The organism is Reyranella sp. (genome assembly GCF_965249915.1).
In the GTDB taxonomy this organism is placed as follows: Bacteria; Pseudomonadota; Alphaproteobacteria; order Reyranellales; family Reyranellaceae; genus Reyranella.
The window spans coordinates 1,568,791-1,587,199 of the sequence record NZ_OZ252257.1 but is presented as its reverse complement, the minus strand read 5'-3'; the positions used below and the strand labels follow the sequence as shown (position 1 = coordinate 1,587,199).

At 65.4% G+C, this 18,409-nt stretch carries 20 protein-coding genes; 10 read left to right on the top strand and 10 right to left on the bottom strand.

All coding sequences use genetic code 11. The features are described from left to right. The first annotated feature begins 48 nt into the window (after positions 1 to 48). Both ACP15H_RS07935 and mdlC read left to right on the top strand, forming a co-directional pair. Entirely contained in the window at positions 49 to 381 is a 333-nt protein-coding gene (locus ACP15H_RS07935) for a hypothetical protein (RefSeq protein ID WP_425065663.1), read from the top strand. Positions 382 to 538: 157 nt separating this feature from the next. Further along, on the top strand, positions 539 to 2,140 hold the full coding sequence (mdlC, locus tag ACP15H_RS07930; RefSeq protein ID WP_425065662.1) for a benzoylformate decarboxylase: 1,602 nt from the start codon (positions 539 to 541) through the stop codon (positions 2,138 to 2,140). Here mdlC and ACP15H_RS07925 read toward each other — a convergent pair. Then, on the bottom strand, positions 2,125 to 3,591 hold the full coding sequence (locus tag ACP15H_RS07925) for an amino acid permease (RefSeq protein WP_425065661.1): 1,467 nt from the start codon (positions 3,589 to 3,591) through the stop codon (positions 2,125 to 2,127). The two genes, mdlC and ACP15H_RS07925, sit on opposite strands and share 16 nt — an antisense overlap. Positions 3,592 to 3,647: 56 nt before the next feature. On the opposite strand from ACP15H_RS07925, the gene ACP15H_RS07920 reads away from it, so the two are divergent. Both ACP15H_RS07920 and ACP15H_RS07915 read left to right on the top strand, forming a co-directional pair. Further along, complete coding sequence (locus tag ACP15H_RS07920; RefSeq protein ID WP_425065660.1) at positions 3,648 to 4,022, top strand: hypothetical protein; 375 nt, start codon at positions 3,648 to 3,650, stop codon at positions 4,020 to 4,022. A 106-nt stretch (positions 4,023 to 4,128) separates the two neighbouring features. Then, positions 4,129 to 4,794, top strand: coding sequence for a dihydrofolate reductase family protein (locus tag ACP15H_RS07915; protein WP_425065659.1), 666 nt, complete (start codon positions 4,129 to 4,131; stop codon positions 4,792 to 4,794). 6 nt (positions 4,795 to 4,800) lie between these two features. On the opposite strand, the gene ACP15H_RS07910 is transcribed toward ACP15H_RS07915, so the two are convergent. Beyond that, the gene (locus tag ACP15H_RS07910; protein ID WP_425065658.1) at positions 4,801 to 5,769 is read right to left on the bottom strand and encodes a Bug family tripartite tricarboxylate transporter substrate binding protein; all 969 of its coding nucleotides are present in this window, start codon (positions 5,767 to 5,769) and stop codon (positions 4,801 to 4,803) included. 148 nt (positions 5,770 to 5,917) lie between these two features. Here ACP15H_RS07910 and ACP15H_RS07905 point away from each other — a divergent pair, with 148 nt between their 5' ends. Then, complete coding sequence (locus ACP15H_RS07905; RefSeq protein WP_425065657.1) at positions 5,918 to 6,316, top strand: helix-turn-helix domain-containing protein; 399 nt, start codon at positions 5,918 to 5,920, stop codon at positions 6,314 to 6,316. An 85-nt stretch (positions 6,317 to 6,401) separates the two neighbouring features. Next, a complete protein-coding gene (locus ACP15H_RS07900) occupies positions 6,402 to 6,791 on the top strand; it encodes an MliC family protein (RefSeq protein ID WP_425065656.1) in 390 nt (129 codons plus the stop codon). Positions 6,792 to 6,800: 9 nt separating this feature from the next. Here ACP15H_RS07900 and ACP15H_RS07895 read toward each other — a convergent pair whose 3' ends face one another. The 4 genes from ACP15H_RS07895 to ACP15H_RS07880 all read right to left on the bottom strand — a co-directional run bounded on the left by ACP15H_RS07895 (position 6,801) and on the right by ACP15H_RS07880 (position 9,844). Continuing rightward, a complete protein-coding gene (locus ACP15H_RS07895) occupies positions 6,801 to 7,466 on the bottom strand; it encodes an amino acid ABC transporter permease (RefSeq protein WP_425065655.1) in 666 nt (221 codons plus the stop codon). Next, positions 7,463 to 8,143 (bottom strand): amino acid ABC transporter permease, encoded by a 681-nt coding sequence (locus tag ACP15H_RS07890; RefSeq protein ID WP_425065654.1) that lies wholly within the window; start codon positions 8,141 to 8,143, stop codon positions 7,463 to 7,465. Before ACP15H_RS07890 ends, ACP15H_RS07895 begins: the two co-directional genes overlap by 4 nt. A 12-nt stretch (positions 8,144 to 8,155) precedes the next feature. After that, entirely contained in the window at positions 8,156 to 8,896 is a 741-nt protein-coding gene (locus tag ACP15H_RS07885; protein ID WP_425065653.1) for an amino acid ABC transporter ATP-binding protein, read from the bottom strand. Between the two features lie 96 nt (positions 8,897 to 8,992). Continuing rightward, positions 8,993 to 9,844: a transporter substrate-binding domain-containing protein gene (locus ACP15H_RS07880; RefSeq protein ID WP_425065652.1), complete on the bottom strand. Its 852-nt coding sequence runs from the start codon at positions 9,842 to 9,844 to the stop codon at positions 8,993 to 8,995. An 88-nt stretch (positions 9,845 to 9,932) separates the two neighbouring features. Here ACP15H_RS07880 and ACP15H_RS07875 point away from each other — a divergent pair, with 88 nt between their 5' ends. Next, on the top strand, positions 9,933 to 10,595 hold the full coding sequence (locus ACP15H_RS07875; protein ID WP_425065651.1) for an aspartate/glutamate racemase family protein: 663 nt from the start codon (positions 9,933 to 9,935) through the stop codon (positions 10,593 to 10,595). An 81-nt stretch (positions 10,596 to 10,676) separates the two neighbouring features. Here the strand turns inward: ACP15H_RS07875 and ACP15H_RS07870 are convergent, their stop codons facing one another. From ACP15H_RS07870 to ACP15H_RS07855, 4 genes are all read right to left on the bottom strand, one after another. After that, positions 10,677 to 11,300 carry a flavin reductase family protein gene (locus ACP15H_RS07870; RefSeq protein ID WP_425065650.1) on the bottom strand — a complete coding sequence of 208 codons (624 nt, stop codon included), beginning with the start codon at positions 11,298 to 11,300 and terminating at the stop codon, positions 10,677 to 10,679. Between the two features lie 11 nt (positions 11,301 to 11,311). Next, positions 11,312 to 12,262 carry an N-carbamoyl-D-amino-acid hydrolase gene (locus ACP15H_RS07865; protein ID WP_304850439.1) on the bottom strand — a complete coding sequence of 317 codons (951 nt, stop codon included), beginning with the start codon at positions 12,260 to 12,262 and terminating at the stop codon, positions 11,312 to 11,314. 108 nt (positions 12,263 to 12,370) lie between these two features. Then, a complete protein-coding gene (gene hydA / locus ACP15H_RS07860) occupies positions 12,371 to 13,840 on the bottom strand; it encodes a dihydropyrimidinase (protein WP_324504709.1) in 1,470 nt (489 codons plus the stop codon). Positions 13,841 to 13,844: 4 nt separating this feature from the next. Next, a complete protein-coding gene (locus ACP15H_RS07855; protein ID WP_425065649.1) occupies positions 13,845 to 14,801 on the bottom strand; it encodes a dihydrodipicolinate synthase family protein in 957 nt (318 codons plus the stop codon). 136 nt (positions 14,802 to 14,937) lie between these two features. Between ACP15H_RS07855 and ACP15H_RS07850 the strand changes: the two genes are divergently transcribed. Genes ACP15H_RS07850 through ACP15H_RS07840 form a run of 3 tightly spaced genes read left to right on the top strand, consistent with a single transcriptional unit; the run spans position 14,938 to position 18,378 of the window. Continuing rightward, positions 14,938 to 15,876: an ABC transporter permease gene (locus ACP15H_RS07850; protein ID WP_425065648.1), complete on the top strand. Its 939-nt coding sequence runs from the start codon at positions 14,938 to 14,940 to the stop codon at positions 15,874 to 15,876. After that, positions 15,873 to 16,778 (top strand): ABC transporter permease, encoded by a 906-nt coding sequence (locus ACP15H_RS07845; RefSeq protein ID WP_425065647.1) that lies wholly within the window; start codon positions 15,873 to 15,875, stop codon positions 16,776 to 16,778. Before ACP15H_RS07850 ends, ACP15H_RS07845 begins: the two co-directional genes overlap by 4 nt. Positions 16,779 to 16,803: 25 nt before the next feature. Continuing rightward, positions 16,804 to 18,378, top strand: a complete 1,575-nt coding sequence (locus ACP15H_RS07840; protein ID WP_425065646.1) for an ABC transporter substrate-binding protein — start codon at positions 16,804 to 16,806, stop codon at positions 18,376 to 18,378. Positions 18,379 to 18,409: the final 31 nt, after the last annotated feature.

Here is an 18,409-nt window from a genome sequence, read left to right as displayed (position 1 = left end):
TGATCCCGCACACGCTACGATTTCCGCTGAACCCACTGGAGGAAAACCATGAACAAGACCCTCGTCACCCTCGCCGCTATTGCCATCACCAGCGTCGGCGGCGCCGCTTTCGCCCAGACGATGCAGCCGAGCACGCCGGCCGGCCGCGACATGAACTCCATGCCGGGCCAGACCAGCAACCCGAACACGAACCTGCCCGCGACGTCGCCCAACGCGACGGCGGCGGAAGCCGCGGCCAAGTCGCAGCTGGAAGCCAAGGGCTATAACGGCATCAAGTTGCTGACGCGCGATACTGCCGGCAACTGGACCGGCAAGGCGATGCGCAACAACGTCGAGGTCGCCGTGACCCTCGACACTTCCGGTAACGTCCGCGAGCAGTAGAAGCCACACTCTACTGGCATGCGGAAAGGCGGGGTGCCCTACCCTCGTGGGGTGCCCCGTTCGCATGTCTTCTCCCCGCGGGATTCGCAAGTGGCGGGACGGGCTGATGACGTTAGGATGCGGTCCGTTTTCATATAGCGACAAGGAAAATAGCCGCATGCGCACAGTCAAGGACGTCACCTTCGACCTGCTCCGCAAGCTCGGCCTGACGACGATCGTCGGCAATCCCGGCTCGACCGAAGAAACCTTCCTCAAGAATTTTCCCGATGATTTCGACTATGTGATGGCCCTCCAGGAAGCCAGCGTCGTCGGCATTGCCGATGGAATCGCCCAGGGCCTCCGCAAGCCGGTGATCGTCAACGTCCATACCGGAGCCGGCATGGGCAATGCCCTGGGCTGCATCGTCACGGCCTACCAGAACAAGACGCCGTTGATCATCACCGCAGGCCAGCAGACTCGCGAGATGCTGTTGCTCGAGCCGCTCCTCACCAACATCGATGCCGCAAATCTGCCGCGCCCCTGGGTGAAGTGGGCATACGAGCCGGCGCGCGCCGAGGACATTCCCGCCGCCTTCATGCGCGCCTATGCGACGGCGATGCAGCAGCCGGCGGGCCCGGTATTCCTGTCCCTGCCGCTCGACGACTGGGACAAGCCCATGCCGGAGATCGATGCCTTCCGCACGATTGCCACGCGCATGGGACCCGATCCCGCCCGCGTCGCCGAATTCGCGGAACGCATCAATGCCGCCCGTTCGCCCGTCATCGTCTACGGATCGGACCTGGCCCGCAGCCAGGCCTGGAACGAGGGTATCCGGTTCGCAGAAACACTGGGCGTGCCGGTCTGGACGGCGCCTTTCGCCGAACGGACGCCGTTCCCGGAAAACCATATCCAGCATGCCGGCGCCCTGCCCGCAGCGATCGGCCCGCTGGGCAAGAAGTTCGCCGGCCACGATCTGGTGATCGTGATCGGTGCACCGGTGTTCCGCTACTACCCGTATGTCGGCGGCGACTACGTACCCCAGGGCACGCACCTCCTGCAGGTGACCGACGACCCCAACATGTCGTCCAAGGCTCCGGTCGGCGACAGCCTGGTGTCGGACGCGCGGCTGTTCCTGGAGACGATCCAGCCACTGGTGAAGAAGCGCACCGCGTCCGTGACCGCGCCGTTGCGGGCCGCGCCGAAGAAGCCCGACATGAATGCGCAGCCACTGGCGGCCGATGCCATCATGGCGGCCGTTCGCGACGCCTGCCCGGCCGACTATGTGCTGGTCGAGGAAGCGCCCTCGGTCGTTCCGGAGATGCAGGACCAGTTCCGCATCGACAAGCCCGATTGCTTCTACACTTTCGCGTCAGGCGGCCTGGGTTGGGACATGCCGGCCGCCGTTGGCCTGGCGCTTGCGGAACGCAGCAGCGGCCGCAACCGCCCCGTCATCGCCCTGATGGGCGACGGCTCCTTCCAGTATTCGATCCAGGCGCTTTACAGCGCCGTGCAGCAGAAGGCGCACGTCGTTTTCGTCGTTCTGCAGAACCACGAATACGCCATCCTGAAATCCTTTGCCGAACTCGAGGAGACGCCGAACGTACCGGGTCTCGACCTGCCCGGCATCGATCTGGAAGCCTTGGCGAAGGGCTACGGTGCGCCCTCCAAGCTGGCCAAGACGGGCGCGGAAGTTACGGCGGCCGTGGCCGAGGCCCTCGCCCGTCCCGGCGCCAGCGTGGTCGTCGTGCCGCTCACGCGGAAGCGTCACTCCTTGTTGTAGGAGCTACTCGCCAGGCGGCGACCGGCGCGCGATCGGCCATAGCCGAAGTAGATGATCAGGCCGATCGCGATCCACACGACGAGCCGCGCCCAGGTCAATGGCGCCAACCCGAGCATCAATCCAAGACAGGACAGGATGCCGAGGATCGGCACCAACGGCACGGCCGGCACCCGGAAGGGCCGCGGCGCCCGCGGCTCCAGATGACGAAGACGCACCACCGACGCGCAGACCATGAGGAACGAAAACAAGGTGCCGACGCCGACCAGCTCGCTCAGCGTCTCGATCGGCGCCACGGCGGCGATTGCCGCGACGATCACGCCGATCAGGATCTGACTCATCCAGGGCGTCTTGAGCCGCGGATGAACGCGGCTGAACACCGGCGGCATCAACCCGTCGTTCGCCATGGTCGCGAAGATGCGACATTGCCCATAGAGCAGAACCAGGATCGCCGTCGTAATTCCGATCAGCGCTCCAAGCTGGATCAGCGCGGCGAACCAGCCGATGCCCATGCGATCGACCGCCAGCCCGACCGGGGCCGCCACGTTCAACTCCGAATACGGCACGACACCGACGAGCACGCCCGCCACCAGGACATAGAGGATCGTCGAGATCACGAGCGCGCCCAGGATGCCGATCGGCATGTCCCGCTGCGGCCGCCTTGCCTCCTGCGCACAATTTGAGACGGCGTCGAAGCCGATATAGGTGAAGAACACGACTGAGGCGCCGTGCAGCACGCCGCTCCAGCCAAAGTCCCCGAAGGTCCCGGTGTTGGACGGCACGAACGGCTTCCAGTTGGCGGCCGAGACGTGGCCGATCCCGACGCCGATGAACGCCAGGATGACGACCAGCTTGATCGCCACCATGAGATTGTTGATGCGCGCCGACTCGCGCGTGCCCCGCACCAGCAGGAGGGTCAGCAGCGCCACGATCGCCGCGGCCGGCAGATTGGCGATGGCCGTCGCCGTCGTGCCGTCGGCGAGTTGGACGACCTGGCCGGTCGAGGTCGACAGCCGGGGCGGGATGGCAAGACCGACGGAGGCCAGGGTCCCGTTGAAGTAGCCCGACCACCCGACGGCCACTGCGGCCGCACCGATCGAATATTCGAGAATGAGGTTCCAGCCGACCAGCCAGGCCGCGAGCTGGCCCAGGCTCACATAGGTGTAGGTGTAGGTGCTGCCGGAAACCGGCATCAGCGCCGCCAGCTCGGCATAGCAGAGCGCGACGAACGCGCAGGCGAGGCCGGCCAGCACGAACGACACGACCACGGCGGGCCCGGCATAGAGGGCGGCGGCCGTACCGGTCAGGACGAAGATGCCGGCGCCGATGATGGCCCCGATGCCCATGAAGACGATGCTGATGGGGCCCAGAACCTTGGGCAGAGAGGCAACAGGGCCGGACGGTGCCAAGATATCGGAAAGCAACTTACGCGACGCGGCGCCCGTGAATTTCATGCGGATCCCCCGCCCACCTCATAGCAAGAGCCGGCCGGACCGCCCATATAAACTCCATGCGTATCCCCCTCCTCGCTTCCGTTTTCGCGATGGCCCTGGTCGCTGCGGCGGACACCGGCTTTGCCCAGCTCGTCCCGGGATCGATCGGCAATGGCGGGCGCATGCCCGACACCATGTCTCCAGGTGCCTTGCTGCCGCCGCCGGTAGCGCCCCCGGCACCGGTCATGGCCCCGCCGGCGCCCCAGCCGAACACCTATTCCCTCAACCGGGACCGGCTCGAGAACCAAGGATACAAGGTCCAGCGCCTTGAGCAGGAGAACGATGGGTCCTGGCGCGCCAGGGTGACGCGCGATCCCGTCCCGACCCGGCCGCAAGGCGTCCCGAAGCGGGTCACTATTCATCCTAACGGGCAGGTCATCGAAGAATACTAGGCCTGAGGCCGAGGTTCGGACGCGGGGCTGTCCGAGTAAGTGCAAATCCGGTGTCGGATCGGGCGGCCTCCGCCCGTCCTTGGGGCAGACACATCGGAGTATTGCCATGAGAAAGATCATTGCCGGCGCCTTCGTGAGCCTCGACGGCGTCATGCAGGCGCCCGGCGGGCCCCCGGAGGATCCGACGGGCGGCTTCGAATACGGCGGCTGGACAGTGCCCTATTGGGACGAGCCGATGGGCCGGTTCATGGACGCATGCTTCTCGCGGCCTTTCGATCTCCTGCTCGGTCGCAAGACCTACGACATCTTCGCCGCGCACTGGCCGTTCGTCGGCACGGACGATCCCATCGGCAAGACCTTCAACGCCGCCACCAAATACGTCGCCACCGCCTCGAGCGAGCCGCTCGCCTGGAAGAACTCGGTCGCGCTGAAGGGCGACGTCGCCGCGGCAATCGCCAGATTGAAGGAGGGCGACGGACCGGTCCTGCTGACCCAGGGCAGCAGCGTGCTTCTGCAGACCCTCCTGGCTCACGACCTGATCGATGAGTTCCGCGTGCTCACCTTTCCGCTGGTCCTGGGACGCGGCAAGAGGCTGTTCGGGCAAGGAACGAAGGCGGGCGCGCTGAAGCTGGCCGAGAGCACGGTCTCGACGACGGGCGTCACGATGAGCGTCTACGCGCGCGCGGGAGCCGTAAAGACCGGCAGCTTCGAGCTGCCGGAGCCTTCGGAAGCCGAACGGGCCCGCCAGGAGAAGATGAAGCGCGAGGGCTGAACCGCTCTACTGTCCCGTCTTGATGTTGGCGTCCTTGATGACCCTGGCCCATTTCGGGATGTCGGCCGCGATGGCGGCGCGCGTCTCTTCCGGCGTGCTGCCCACGAGGTCGAGCCCCATGACCGCGAACTTCTTCTGCATTTCCGGATCGGCCAGCACCTTGAGGGATTCCGCTCGCACCTTGTCGACGATCGAACGCGGCAGGTTGGCGGGCCCCAGGAGGGCGAACCACGACGTCGCCTCGAAGCCCGGAAAGCCCTGCTCGGCCAGAGTCGGCAGCTCGGGCGCGCTCGAAGCGCGCATCAACGAGGTGACGGCGATGCCGCGCACGCGGCCGTCACGCACCATCGGCATCCCCGCTCCGGCGTTCTGAATCCCGACCGGCATGACGCCGCTCATCACGTCGGTGAGGTTGGCGCCGCGATACGGGATGTGCTCCATCTTGATGCCCGCCAGGTGACAGAACAGTTCGCCCGCGATGTGCTGCGGCGTGCCGACGCCTGGCGTCCCATAGGAGAGTTTGCCGGGATTGGCCTTGGCATAGGCGATCAGGTCGGCGATCGACTTCACCGGCAGGTCGTTGTTCACCACGAAGACCGACGGCATGACCAGCGAGGTCGAGATCGAACTCAGGTCCTTCAGCGGGTCGAAGGGCAGTGCCTGCAGCGACGGCAGGATGGTGATGGCGGCATTTCCCGACCACATGAGCGTGTAACCGTCCGGCGGCGCCTTTGCGACGCGGTCGACCCCGATCGCACCGGAGTTGCCCGAAACGTTTTCAACGACCACAGATTGGCCCCAGGCCTCGGTGAATTTTTGCGCAAACATGCGGGCCGTGACATCGGTGGCGCTGCCGGCCGTGAAGCCAACCACAAGCTTCACCGGCTTTTCCGGCCAGTTGGCCTGCGCGAATGCCGACTGCGCGGAGATCAACGCGAGAACGCAGGACGCAGCCACGCGAATGAGACTTAACATGAGCATTCCTCCGGTAGGCGATCTTCGCCGCCTGCCAGAACAGTAGGTGTCTTCCCCCGATTCATCAATTGCATCGCCGATGCGGATAGATGAAAGGTAGGTGTAAGACACGCATGCGATACCCATGTTCATCCTAGGAGGTATGTCTGTGACGCAATCCCATCCAGTTGACACCCACGTCGGCAGCAGGCTGCGCCAGCGGCGCGCGCTGCTCGGCATGAGCCAGACCGACCTCGGCAAGGCTGTCGGACTCACCTTCCAGCAGGTTCAGAAATACGAGCGCGGCTTCAACCGCATCAGCTCGAGCCGCCTGTTCGAGTTCTCCAAGGTCCTCGATGTTCCCGTCGCTCATTTCTTCGATGGAATGGATGCTTCGGTCGGAACCACCAAGCGCAAGCCGGGTCGTCCCAAGTCGGTCGACAAGTCCCCTGACACTCTCAACACCAAGCGGGAAACTCTCGAACTGGTGCGGGCCTACTACAAGATCCGGAGCAAGAGTCTGCGCACCAAGACCCTCGACCTGATCCAGGCCCTCGCCCGGGATTGAGCCGCACTGGCAACATTCTTTCTGGCGATACGTTGAGGAGACTGCCGCGCCACCGTCGTGCCGCCCGCGGCTCTGGAGACGTTCGATGACCCACCGGCTGGCGTCCGCCGCCTTCGTGCTGCTCGTGCCCGCAGTCGCTGCCTGCAATGACGGGCCGCCGCTCAAGGCACCGTCTGCCGATGCGCCCATGTCGACCGTCCGGTATCAGTGTCAGGGGAACAAGACGCTGGTGGCGGACTTTTACGACGGCAAGTCGAGCGTCGCACCCGACGGGCGGCCCGTTCCCGGCGGCCGGGTCGTGGTCCAGCTCAGTGACGGCCGCAAGCTCACCCTGCCGCAGACCCTGTCGGGCTCCGGGATCCGCTACGCCGATTCAAGCGGCACGTTCGTCTTCTGGAGCAAGGGCGACACGGCCTTCGTCGAGGAAGGCGCAAGCCAGACCGTGACCTACGCTGGCTGCGTGCCCAAGCGCTGAGGCCCTGCGTCACCGGCGGCCGGCAAGCGCCCGGTTCTCCAGGCGGCTCAGCAGCCGTACCACGGGCCAGAGCAGCAGAAAGTAGATCACCGCGGCCATCACGATCGGCGTCGGATTGTAGGTGATGCTCTGCGCCTGGCGTGCCTCGTAGAGCAGCTCCGGCACCGCCACGACCGATCCCAGCGAGGTGAGCTTGACCACTTCCAGCGTGTTGGAGAGCAGGTCCGGCATCACGTTGCGCACGGCCTGGGGCAGCACGACGTAGCGCATGGCCTGCATCCGGCTGAGACCGGTGGAGCGCGCGGCCTCGACCTGGCCCCCCGGCACGGAGTCGATGCCGGCGCGGAAGATCTCTCCGTAGTACGAGCCGGTATTCAAAAAGAAGGCGATCGCCACGCAGGCGAAGCCACCCAGCTCGAGCCCGGCAAACGGCAGTCCGGCGAACAGCAGGACCAGCAGGACCAGCGGCGGAAAGGCCCGGAAGAAGTCGACCCACGCCATTAGCGGCCAGCGCACCAGCGGATGCTTGATCGAGGCGAGCAGCGCCAGGATCAGGCCGCCGAACAGACCGAGCGGCACGACGATCAGGGACAGCAGGATCGTGTTCCACAGGCCCGTCAGCACGATCGGCCAGGCCGCCTTCATGATCTCGATGTTGAAGAAGGCCTCGATCATCGCTTCCACGCGAACTTGGCCTCGACCCAGCGGGCCGCAACGACGACCGGGAAGAACAGCACCACGTAGGCCGCCGCCCCCATCATCAGCGGAGAGGGATTGTAGGAGTTGGACATCGCGGAGCTGGCCTGTCCCAGGATCTCGGTCACGGCCACGACGGTTCCGAGCGCCGTTCCCTTGGTGATCGAGATGGTGCGGTTGGTGAGCGGCGGGATGGTGAGCCGGAAGGCCTGCGGCAGCACGACGTTGAACAGCGTCTGGCCGAACGACAGGCCGGTCGAGCGCGAGGCTTCCCACTGGCCCTTCGGGATCGAGGTGATGCCGGCCCAGAAGATCTCCTCGGAGAAGGCCATCAGCACGAAGGCGAGCGACAGCCAGGTCGAGACGAAGCCGGACGGCGCCGGGCCCGCGTAAGGCAGGCCGAAATACATCAGCACGATGATGACCAGCGGCGGCAGCGACCGGAACAGGTCGACGATGAAGATGATCAACCAATTGAGCGGCCGGATCGCGAGGCTGCGCAACAGGGCGAGCGCGAGCCCTGCCCCGAGCCCGGTGACCACGATCAGCAGCGCGAGCTCGATGGTCACCACCATGCCGGACAGGATGTCCGGCAGGTACTTCCACATGACCTTCGCATTGAAGAAGGTGTCGACGAACTTGTCCCAGCCGTTCATGCCACGCCGGCCTCAGTGCCGCTGGATCTGGCCGATGAAGGCGCGCGTGCGTTCGTGGGATGGGGCCTCGAAGATCGCGGCGGGCGGTCCCTGCTCCACGATCAGCCCGTCATCCATGAACACGACCCGGTCGGCCGCATTGCGGGCAAAGCCCATCTCGTGGCTGACCACGATCATGGTCATGCCGCTCTCGCGCAGGCCGCGCATCACCTCGAGGACCGACCCGACCAGTTCGGGATCGAGCGCGCTGGTCGGCTCGTCGAACAGCATCACGCGCGGCTCCAGCGCGATCGAACGGGCGATCGCCACGCGCTGCTGCTGGCCGCCGGAAAGCTGGCCCGGCGTATGGTCCGCACGCTCGGCGAGGCCTACGCGTTGCAGCGCCGCCCGCGCCAGCGCCTCGGCCTCGGCGCGGCCCTTGCCGGCCACCTTGCGCAGCGCCAGCATGACGTTCCCGAGCGCCGTCATGTGCGGGTAGAGATTGAACGACTGGAACACCATGCCGATGCGGCGGCGGGCATGGTTGATGTCGGTCTTCGGGTCGAGCATGTCGATGCCGTCGACCACGATCGAGCCGGAGGACGGTTCCTCCAGCCGGTTGAGGCAGCGCAGCAGGGTCGACTTGCCCGAGCCCGAGGGCCCGATCACGAATACCAGCTCGCGCTCCGCCACCTTCAGATCGACACCCTTCAGGACATGAAGGGTGCCGAAATGCTTATGGATCGCGCGCGCATCTACGATTGGATTGGTCACGATACTTCTGTCATCCCGAGCGGAGCGAAGCGCCGCCGAGGGACCTTTCCTGCTGTCAAAAAGATCCTTCGGCCTGCGGCCTCAGGACGGCGGCTTTCAGCCGCCGCACTTCAGTTCGTGCGGCGTCGGGTCGTAGCCCGGCATGCCCGGCACGCCGTAGCCCGGTGTGACCACGACAGCGAGATCGTCCGCCGCCGGCTTCTTGTTGAACCATTTCTCGTAGAGCTTGGCCATCGTGCCGTCCTTCTTCATGCAGTCGAGCGCATCCTGCAGCTCGGCACGAAGCTCTGGCTTGTCCTTCGGCACGGGCGCGGCCCAGTGGGCCCGCGTTTCGGCGAGTTCGAGGTCGGCGATGAACTGCGGGTTCTTGGACGCGGCGTAGACGATGGTGGTGTTGCCGCCCAGCGTCGCGTAGGCGCGGCCGGAGAGCACGGCCTGCGTGGCGTCGGGCTGCGTGTCGTAGACCTGCACGGTGAAGCCGTGCTCCTCGCCCATCTTCTTGGCCAGCGTCTCGTAGGGCGTGCCCTTGTTGACCGCCACCGCCTTGCCCTTGAGGTCGGCCCAGCTCTTGATCGGCGCGCTGCCCTTCTTGATGCCGAACTGGAACGCGGTCCACAGATAGCCCGCGGTGAACAGCATGTTCTCGGCGCGCTCCTTGGTCACCGTCGTCGGCGCCGCGATGAAGTCGTAGCGGCCGGACTGCATGCCGGGGATCAGTGTCGAGAAGCTCACGGCATCGATCGTGATGTCGCGCTTCATGCGCTTGGCCGCCTCGGTGAACACGTCGATCTGGAAGCCCTCGACACCGCCGCCCAGCTTCGGCATGGCGTGCGGGGCAAAGGTGCCGTCCACACCGGTGCGCAACGGCGGCTTCTTGTCCTGGGCGAATGCCGGGCTCACGCACATCAGTGCCGCAACGGCCAGCGCTGCAAAGCGACGGTGCATCATTTCGTCAGTTTCCTTCCCATGAAATCCCCAAGCCACAACGTTAGATCAGGCGTTGTTCAATAGCAATTTAGAGGCCATCCTGCGGCCCATGTCCGACCGCATCCTCGTCATCAATCCCAACTCCACCGACGCCGTCACCCGCGGGATCGACGCCGCCATGGAACCGCTCCGCATGCAGGGTGGCCCGGCCATCGAATGCGTCACGCTGAAGGACGGCCCGGCCGGAATCGAGAACCAGGGCCATGTCGAACAGGTCGTGCCGCTGATCGGTGCCATGGTTAAGCAGCGCGACAACGACTGCTCGGCCTTCGTCATCGCCTGCTACTCCGATCCCGGCCTGCATGCAGCGCGCGAAGTCACGACCAAGCCGGTGCTCGGGATTGCCGAATGCGGCATCCTGACCGCCCTCACCCTCGGCCAGCGTTTCGGCGTGATCTCCATCCTGCGGAAGTCGATCCCCCGCCACCTGCGCTATGTCGGCCAGATGGGCCTGAACGACCGCATGGCCGGCGACCGCGCGATCGGCCTTGGCGTCGTCGAGCTTGCCGACGAGGCGCGCACCTTCAGCCGCATGGCCGAAGTCGCCGCCGAGCTGCGCGACGAGGACGGCGCCGACGTGCTGGTGATGGGCTGCGCCGGCATGGCGCGCTACCGCGACCGCCTGCAGCGCCATGTCGGCCTGCCGGTGGTCGAGCCCAGCCAGGCCGCCGTCTCGATGGCGATCGGGCGTTCCCGGCTGAACTGGTCGTAATTGCCATCCCGAGCGTAAGCGAGGGACCTTTCCGCAGCCCGACGATCCCTCGCAAATGCTCGGGATCGCGGGCACGGCCCGTCACTCAGCCGCTGCCTTGACGACCGGCGCCGCCGGGAAGTCCATGCGATCGTTGGTCCGGCAGTAGCGATCGGCGAACATGCGGCCGACCGGATGATACTTGTCCATGTGGACGCGCTTGGCCTTGTCGTCCCACAGCTCGTCGCGGATGTGGAAGCGCAGCCCCTCGCCGATCACGAGCTGGCGGTCGTCCTTCACGTTGATGACCTGCCAGGTCTTGCATTCCATCGACCAGGGCGCGTCGGCAAGACGCGGCGTCTTGATGTCGACTGACGGTGCGAGTTTCAGGCCGAGATAGTCGGGCTCGCCGACATTCGGCGGAAAGTCGCCGCTCGATTCGTGCATCTTGAGCGCCAGCGGCTCGTCGGTGAGGTTGATCACGAACTCGCCCGTCCGCTGGATGTTCGTCCAGGTGTCCTTGAGGCGCCCGTCCGGTCGCTTGTTGATGGCGAACATGCAGAGCGGCGGGTCTTCGGCGAAGACGTTGAAGAAGCTGAAGGGCGCGGCGTTGACCACGCCGGTCGGTCCCAGCGTCGTCACCCAGGCGATCGGCCGCGGCAGGACGAAGGCGGTCAGGACCTTGTAGCGCTCGTGCGGTGTCAGGTCGTTGGAAGCGTATTGCATTTCTGGAGCCCTCAGTTCGACGGTTCGAGCTTCACGCCGGTGCGCTCGCTGATGAGCTTGTAGTGCTCCGGTCGACGATGCTTGGCGAAATTGAACGTGGTGTTGCGGATGTATTCGCCGAGTCCGAGGTCGCAATCGTAGGAGATGACCTCGTCGTCCTCGGTCGTGCCCTTGGCCACGATCTCGCCGGTCGGAGCCACGATCACCGACCCGCCATGCAGCCAGAACCCGTCCTCCTTGCCGGCCTTTGCCGTCGCAACGACCCAGATGCCGTTCTGATAGGCAGCCGCCTGCAGCGACAGCATATGATGGAACACGCGCAGATACGGCGGCTCGTGCGGCGCGTAGACGTTGTCGCTGGGCGTGTTGTAGCCCAGCACGACCATCTCGGCGCCCTTCAGCGCCATGACGCGGAACGTCTCGGGCCAGCGGCGGTCGTTGCAGATGCACTGGCCGACAATCACCTCGTCCTTGAACATCTTCCAAACGTTGAAGCCGAGATTGCCGACCTCAAAATACTTCTTCTCGAGATGCTGGTACGGAACGGTCGGCCGGTGCTCGTCATGGCCGGGCAGATGGACCTTGCGGTACTTGCCGATCAGCCTTCCGTCAGGTCCCACCAGGATCGAGGTGTTGAAATGATGGGTCGAGCCCTCTTCCTCGGTCCGCTCGGCATAGCCCAGGTAGAAGCCGATTCCCTTCTCGCGTGCCAGCTCGAACAGCGGCAGCGTATCCGGGCTGGGCATCTGGCTCTCGAAGTACTTCTCGACCTCGTTCGGATCTTCCATCCAGTAGCGCGGGAAGAAGGTCGTCAGCGCCAGCTCGGGAAACACGATGAACTTGGAGCCGCGGCTGTCGGCCTCCTTCAACATCTCGATCATGCGCTTGACCACGCTCGCGCGGCTGTCGGCGAGATGGATCGGACCCAATTGGGCGGACGAGACTTTCAGACGACGGGACACGGTTAACTTCCTTTCTGTCATCCTGAGCGAAGCGAAGGATCTCCCGCTTCGTATAGATACGGTTTAACTCCTGTCAGGTCCTTCGCTTTGCTCAGGACGACAGTGAAACTAGAACAGCGGCTTCAGACCGAAGCGCGACATGGCCTGCAACTCGGGCGCACTCTGCCCGATCGGCTTGGACGAATCGGGCGAGGCGCAGGGCAGGAACTGGCCGGAGCCGCGCTCGGCGTTCAGCTTGCCGTCCTCGACCACGACCCTGCCGCGGCTCACCACGGTGATCGGCCAGCCCTTGATCTGGCGTCCCTCGTAGGGCGTGTAGCCGACATTGTCGTGCAGGTCCTTCCAGGTGACCGTGACGTCCTTGTCGGCATCCCAGATCGCGAAATCGGCGTCGGAGCCGACCGCGATCGTGCCCTTCTTCGGATAGAGGCCGTAGAGCTTGGCGTGGTTGGCCGACGTCAGCGCCACGAACTGCTGCAGGGTGATGCGGCCCTTCTGGACGCCCTCCGAGAACAGCATCGGCAGCCGGATCTCGATTCCGGGCACGCCGTTGGCCATCTCCTTGAAGGTGGTCTTGTCGCCCTTGGGAATCTTGCCGCCGGCGTTGAACTGATACGGCGCATGGTCGGACGAGAAGGTCTGGAAGGTGCCGTCCTTCAGCGCCGCCCATACCGCTTCCTGGGCCGCCGAATCGCGCGGCGGCGGGCTGCAGCACCACATGGCGCCCTCGACGCCGGGCTTGTCCATGTCATCGGCGGTCAGCGCAATGTACTGCGGGCAGGTTTCGCCGAAGATCTTCAGCCCCTTCTTCTGCGCCTGGCGCAGCGTCTCGATCGCCTCGATCTCCGACATGTGGACCAGCAGCAGCGGCGCATCGACCAGCCGGGCCAGCGAGATCGCGCGGTTGGTCGCCTCGGCCTCGGCCAGGCGCGCATGGGCGATGGCGTGGAACTTCGGCGCACCGTGTCCCTGATCGACCAGGTGATGCGCCAGCCACTGGATCATGTCGTGATTCTCGGCATGCACCATGACCAGCGCGCCGTCGCGCCGCGCCACGGAGAGGATGTCGAGGATCTGATAGTCGCTGACCTTCATCGCATCGTAGGTCATGTAGATCTTGAACGAGGTATAGCCGTCCTTGATCAGCGCCGGCAGCTCCTGCCCCAGCGCCTGCGGCGTCGGATCGGTCACGATCAGGTGGAAGGCGTAGTCGATCACCGCCTTCGGGGTCGCGGCCTCATGATACTCGTTGACCACCTGCCGCAGCGACATGCCGCGATGCTGGGCAGCGAAGGGAATGACGGTGGTCGTGCCGCCGAACGCGGCCGAAACCGTACCGGTGTAGAAATCGTCGGCGCACATCACGCCCATGCCCGACTTCTGCTCGATGTGGCAGTGGCTGTCGACGCCGCCCGGCAGGACGAACTTGCCGCCGGCATCGATCTCGCGCGTGCCCGTGCCTTTCAAGTCCGGCCCGATCTCGACCACCTGGCCATCCTTCACGGCGATGTCGCCTTCGGCCTGCCGCTCGGCAGTGACGATGCGGGCGTTGCGAACGATCAGATCGTAATCAGCCATTTTCCTACTCCGCCGCCTTCGCGAGACGGCCGGTGGCCGCCAGACGCCGTTCGAGGCGCGCAATCATTCCATCGAGTTCCGATTTGTCGGTCGTCGTCAGCGACGATCCGGGTGCCCGCTGTTTCGGACTCTTGATGGCGCCGCGCCGGAACAGCACTTCCTTGCGCAGCGCCAGGCCGATCGCCGGCTGCACCTCGTGGCGCACCAGCGGCAGGTAGATGTCGAACAGGTCCTCCGCTTCCTCGGCCCTGCCCTGAGCGAAGAGGTCATAGACCTGCACAAGCATCTCGGGCCAGGCGAAGCCGGTCATGGCGCCGTCGGCGCCGCGGCGCATCTCCTGCGGATAATAGAGGCCGCCATTGCCGACCAGGATCGACACGCGGCGACGGCCTGGCTTCTTCTCGCCTTCGCGGACCTTCGTCAGCTTGGCGAGGCCCGGCGCGTCCTCATGCTTGAGCATGACGAGTTGCGGGAAATCGTCGACCAGCCGCTCGAACACATTGACCGGCATGTAGACACCGGTGGTCTGCGGGTAGTCCTGATAGACGACCGGGATGTGCGGACCCAGTGCCTGGAAGACCTGCGCATAGTAGTTGTAGAGGCCCTCGTCGCCCTTGAGACCCGGAGACGGCGCCACCATCACGCCGGAAGCGCCGGCCATCATCGCTTCATGCGAGAGACGTCGCACGTTCTCGAGTCCGGCATGGCTCACGCCCACGATCACCTGCCGCCCCTGCGCCCGGCCGATTACGCGGTTGACCACGGAGATCGATTCGTCGGCGGTCAGCTTGTGCGCCTCGCCCATCATGCCGAGCAGCGTGAATCCATGTACGCCGCAACCCAAATAAAAGTCGGTCAAGGTGTCGACGCTCTGGAGATCGACCGCGCCCTCGTCGGTGAAAGGCGTGGCGGCGATGATGTAAACGCCCTTCGCCTGCTCGTTCAGTTTCCCTGCTGACATCGTCGACACTCCTCGGCGCGGTTCTTGCAACGCCCCGGGTATGAGGTTGCAGCGATCATGCCATTCGTCGGGCGCTTGTCGAGCGTCGCGGCGTCGGCCAGTGTTCATACCCGAAGAGGGGCAGGTGTCGAAATAAATGGCGCGGCATATCGCTCATCGATTGATGATTTCGCTCCCGGTGCTGTTGGGGGTGCTGCTCATCGGCTTCCTGCTGCTGCAGGTCGTGCCCACGGATCCGGCAACCGTCGTCGCAGGCCCGACCGCGACCAAGGCTGAAGTCGACGCCATTCGCAACGACCTCGGACTCAACCAGCCGCTCTGGGTCCAGTTCGGCCGCTACCTGGGCCGCGTCTTCCAGCTCGACCTCGGCCGCTCCATGATCTCCAACCGCGCCGTCGTCGACGAGATCGCCCTCACCCTCTGGCCGACCATCGAGCTGATGCTGGCCTGCCTGATCTGGGCGGTGCCGCTTGGCATCACCTTGGGCACCCTCGCCGCCCGGCGCCGCGGCACGGTCATCGACCGCGCCATCATGGCGCTGTCGGTGATGGGCGTGTCGGTGCCGATCTTCTGGGTCGGCCTGCTGCTGATCCAGTATGTCGGCGGGGCAGGCCTGTTGCCGTTCCAGGGCCGCAACGGCCCGATCTGGACCGCCGACGGCTTCATGAGCATCATCCTGCCGGCCGTGACCCTGGGCGCCGTCTTCGTCGGTCCGGTCGCGCGCATGACCCGGACGTCCCTGCTGGAAACCCTGGGCGCCGATTACGTGCGCACCGCCCGCGCCAAGGGCGCCTCGGACTGGCGGGTCACGATCCGTCATGCGCTGCGCAACGCGATGATCCCCGTGATCACGCTGGTCGGCTTGCAGATCGGCTTCCTGCTGGGCGGTTCGATCGTCACCGAGACCATGTTCGCCTGGCCGGGCGTCGGCCGCATGGCAGTGGGCGCCATCACGTCGAGTGACTTCCCGCTGGCGCAGGGGGCGATCCTGATCCTCGCCGTCGGCTTCATGGCGATCAACCTGCTGGTCGACGTGCTTTACGCCTATCTCGACCCCCGGATCGCGCGCGGATGACCGACACAGCCCTTCCCCTGCAGAGCCAGGCCGACCAGCGCGCCATCGCCGCCATCCGGCGCAAGAACGCCGTGTGGCGGCGCATCCTGCGCGATCCGCCGGCCGCCCTCGCGGCGCTCTTCCTGATCGTGATCGTTGGGGCCGCACTGCTCGCACCGTGGATCGCGCCCTTCGATCCCTACTCGTCCAACATGCGGATGCGCCTCTGCCCGATCGGCGGTGCGCGCTGCCCGGATTTCCTGTTGGGTGCCGACGCTCAGGGTCGCGACATGCTGAGCCGCATCCTCTTCGGGCTGCGCGCCACTTTGGGAATCGGCATCATCGCCGTGGTGGTCGGCGGCGGACTGGGCGCGCTGATCGGGCTCAGCGCCGCCTACTTCAAACGCCTCGACCAGCCGCTGATGCGCCTGGTCGACGTGCTGCTGTCCTTCCCGTCGATCCTGTTCGGTCTGGCCATTGCGGCCGTGCTGGGCACAGGCCTCTTCTCGCTGGTCATCGCGCTCAGCATCGCCTCGGTCCCGTCGATCGCCCGCATCGCCCGCGGCGCCGCTCAGTCGATCATGCAGCAGGAATACATGGAGGCCGGCCGCGCGGTGGGACTTGGCGACGGCGCGCTCATCTGGCGCTACCTCGCCCTCAACTGCTGGCCGACCATCCTGATCTACATGACCCTGCAGCTCGGCCAGGCGATCCTCCTGGGGGCCGCGCTGTCGTTCCTCGGCCTCGGTGCGCAGCCGCCGACCGCCGAACTGGGCAGCATGGCCGCCGACGGCCGCAAGTTCCTGTCGATCGCCCCCCAGGTCTCGACGATCCCCTGCGCGGCGATCTTCCTCGTGGTGCTCGCATTCAATGTTCTGGGCGACGCGCTGCGCGACGCTCTCGATCCGAAGCTGAGGCAATAAAGTCGGAACAACAGGAGGTGTGGGCATGAAGAAGTTGACTGTGGCGGCGCTGGCCGCGGTGGCCGTGGCGGGCGTTGCGGCGCCGGCGATGGCGCAAAAGAGCGTGACGATCGTGCGTGAGATCGACACCGACCGCTACGATCCGCACAAGTCGACCTCCCGCTCGGGCGCCGAAGTCATCTACATGATGGGCGACACGATGGTGAACCTCGACTTCGACATGAAGACGTTGAAGCCGGGCCTCGCCAAGAGCTGGACGGTCTCGCCCGACGGCCTCACCTACACCTTCAAGCTGCGCGACGACGTCACCTTCTGCAGCGGCAAGAAGATGACGGCCAAGGACGTCGTCGCCACCTACGAGCGCTGGCTCGATCCCGAGACCAAGGGTCTCGTGAAGTGGCGCATGGGCGACGTCGACAAGGTCACGGCGCCGGACGACGTCACCGTCGAGTACAAGCTCAAGAAGCCGTTCTCCGAGCTGCTCTACCAGATGACCCAGTACTTCCACACGGTGCTGAACGTCGACCAGGCCAAGCAGCTGGGCGCCGACTTCGGCGTCAAGGGCTTCGACGGCACCGGCCCCTACTGCTTCGAGAGCTGGACGCCGCGCGACTCGACGGTTCTGACCAAGCACAAGGGCTACAACTGGGGCCCGCCGATCTACGACTACACCGAGGCGCAGGTCGACAAGGTGATCTGGAAGGTGGTGCCCGAGGAGAATACCCGCGTCACCGCGCTGCAGGCCGGCCAGGCCGACGCCAGCCAGTACGTGCCCTACTGGTCGATCAAGGAGCTGCAGGCCAACAAGAACCTCTCGGTGACCAAGGCCGAGAACTTCTTCTGGACCTACTTCATCGGCTTCAAGGTCGACAAGGAACTGGTCAACGACGTGCGCGTGCGCCAGGCGATGAACCTTGCGGTCGACCAGAAGGCCATCACCGAAGCCGTGACCTTCGGCTTCGCCGATCCGGCCTCGACGATGCTGATGCCCAACGTCCTCGACTTCAACGGCAAGCTCAACAAGGCGGCCTATGGCGAGAACATCAAGGAGGCCGACAGGCTGCTCGACGAGGCGGGCTGGAAGAAGGGCCCCGACGGCTTCCGCTACAAGGACGGCAAGAAGCTGGCGCCGGTGATCTACGGCATTTCCGGCGCCTTCAAGGAGATCGCCGAGGCCGTGCAGGGCGACCTGCGCAAGGTCGGCGTCGACCTGCAGATCCAGCTGTTCGACGCGACGGTCGCCTGGGGCAAGCTCGCCACGCAGGAGTTCGACGCCTTCGGCATGAGCTTCCCCTATGTCAGCGCCGGCGACGCGCTCAACCTGTACTTCCGTTCGACCAATGCGCCGACCCCGAACCGCATGAACTGGAAGGACAAGGAAACCGACGAACTGCTCGACAAGGGCTCGACCGCCCTCGACGAGGCCACGCGCACGGCCTCCTACCAGGCCGTGCAGCAGAAGGTGCACGACGCGTTCGTGTGGATCCCGCTGTTCCACGAGCCGCTGTTCGTCGTGGCGGGCGCCAAGCTGAAGCCTATCAAGGCCCACGGCAACTATGGCTGCGGCCTCTACAAGGGCCTGGGCCTCGCCTACAAATAGCCAGCAGACAGCAAGCAACCGGAGCGAAGCG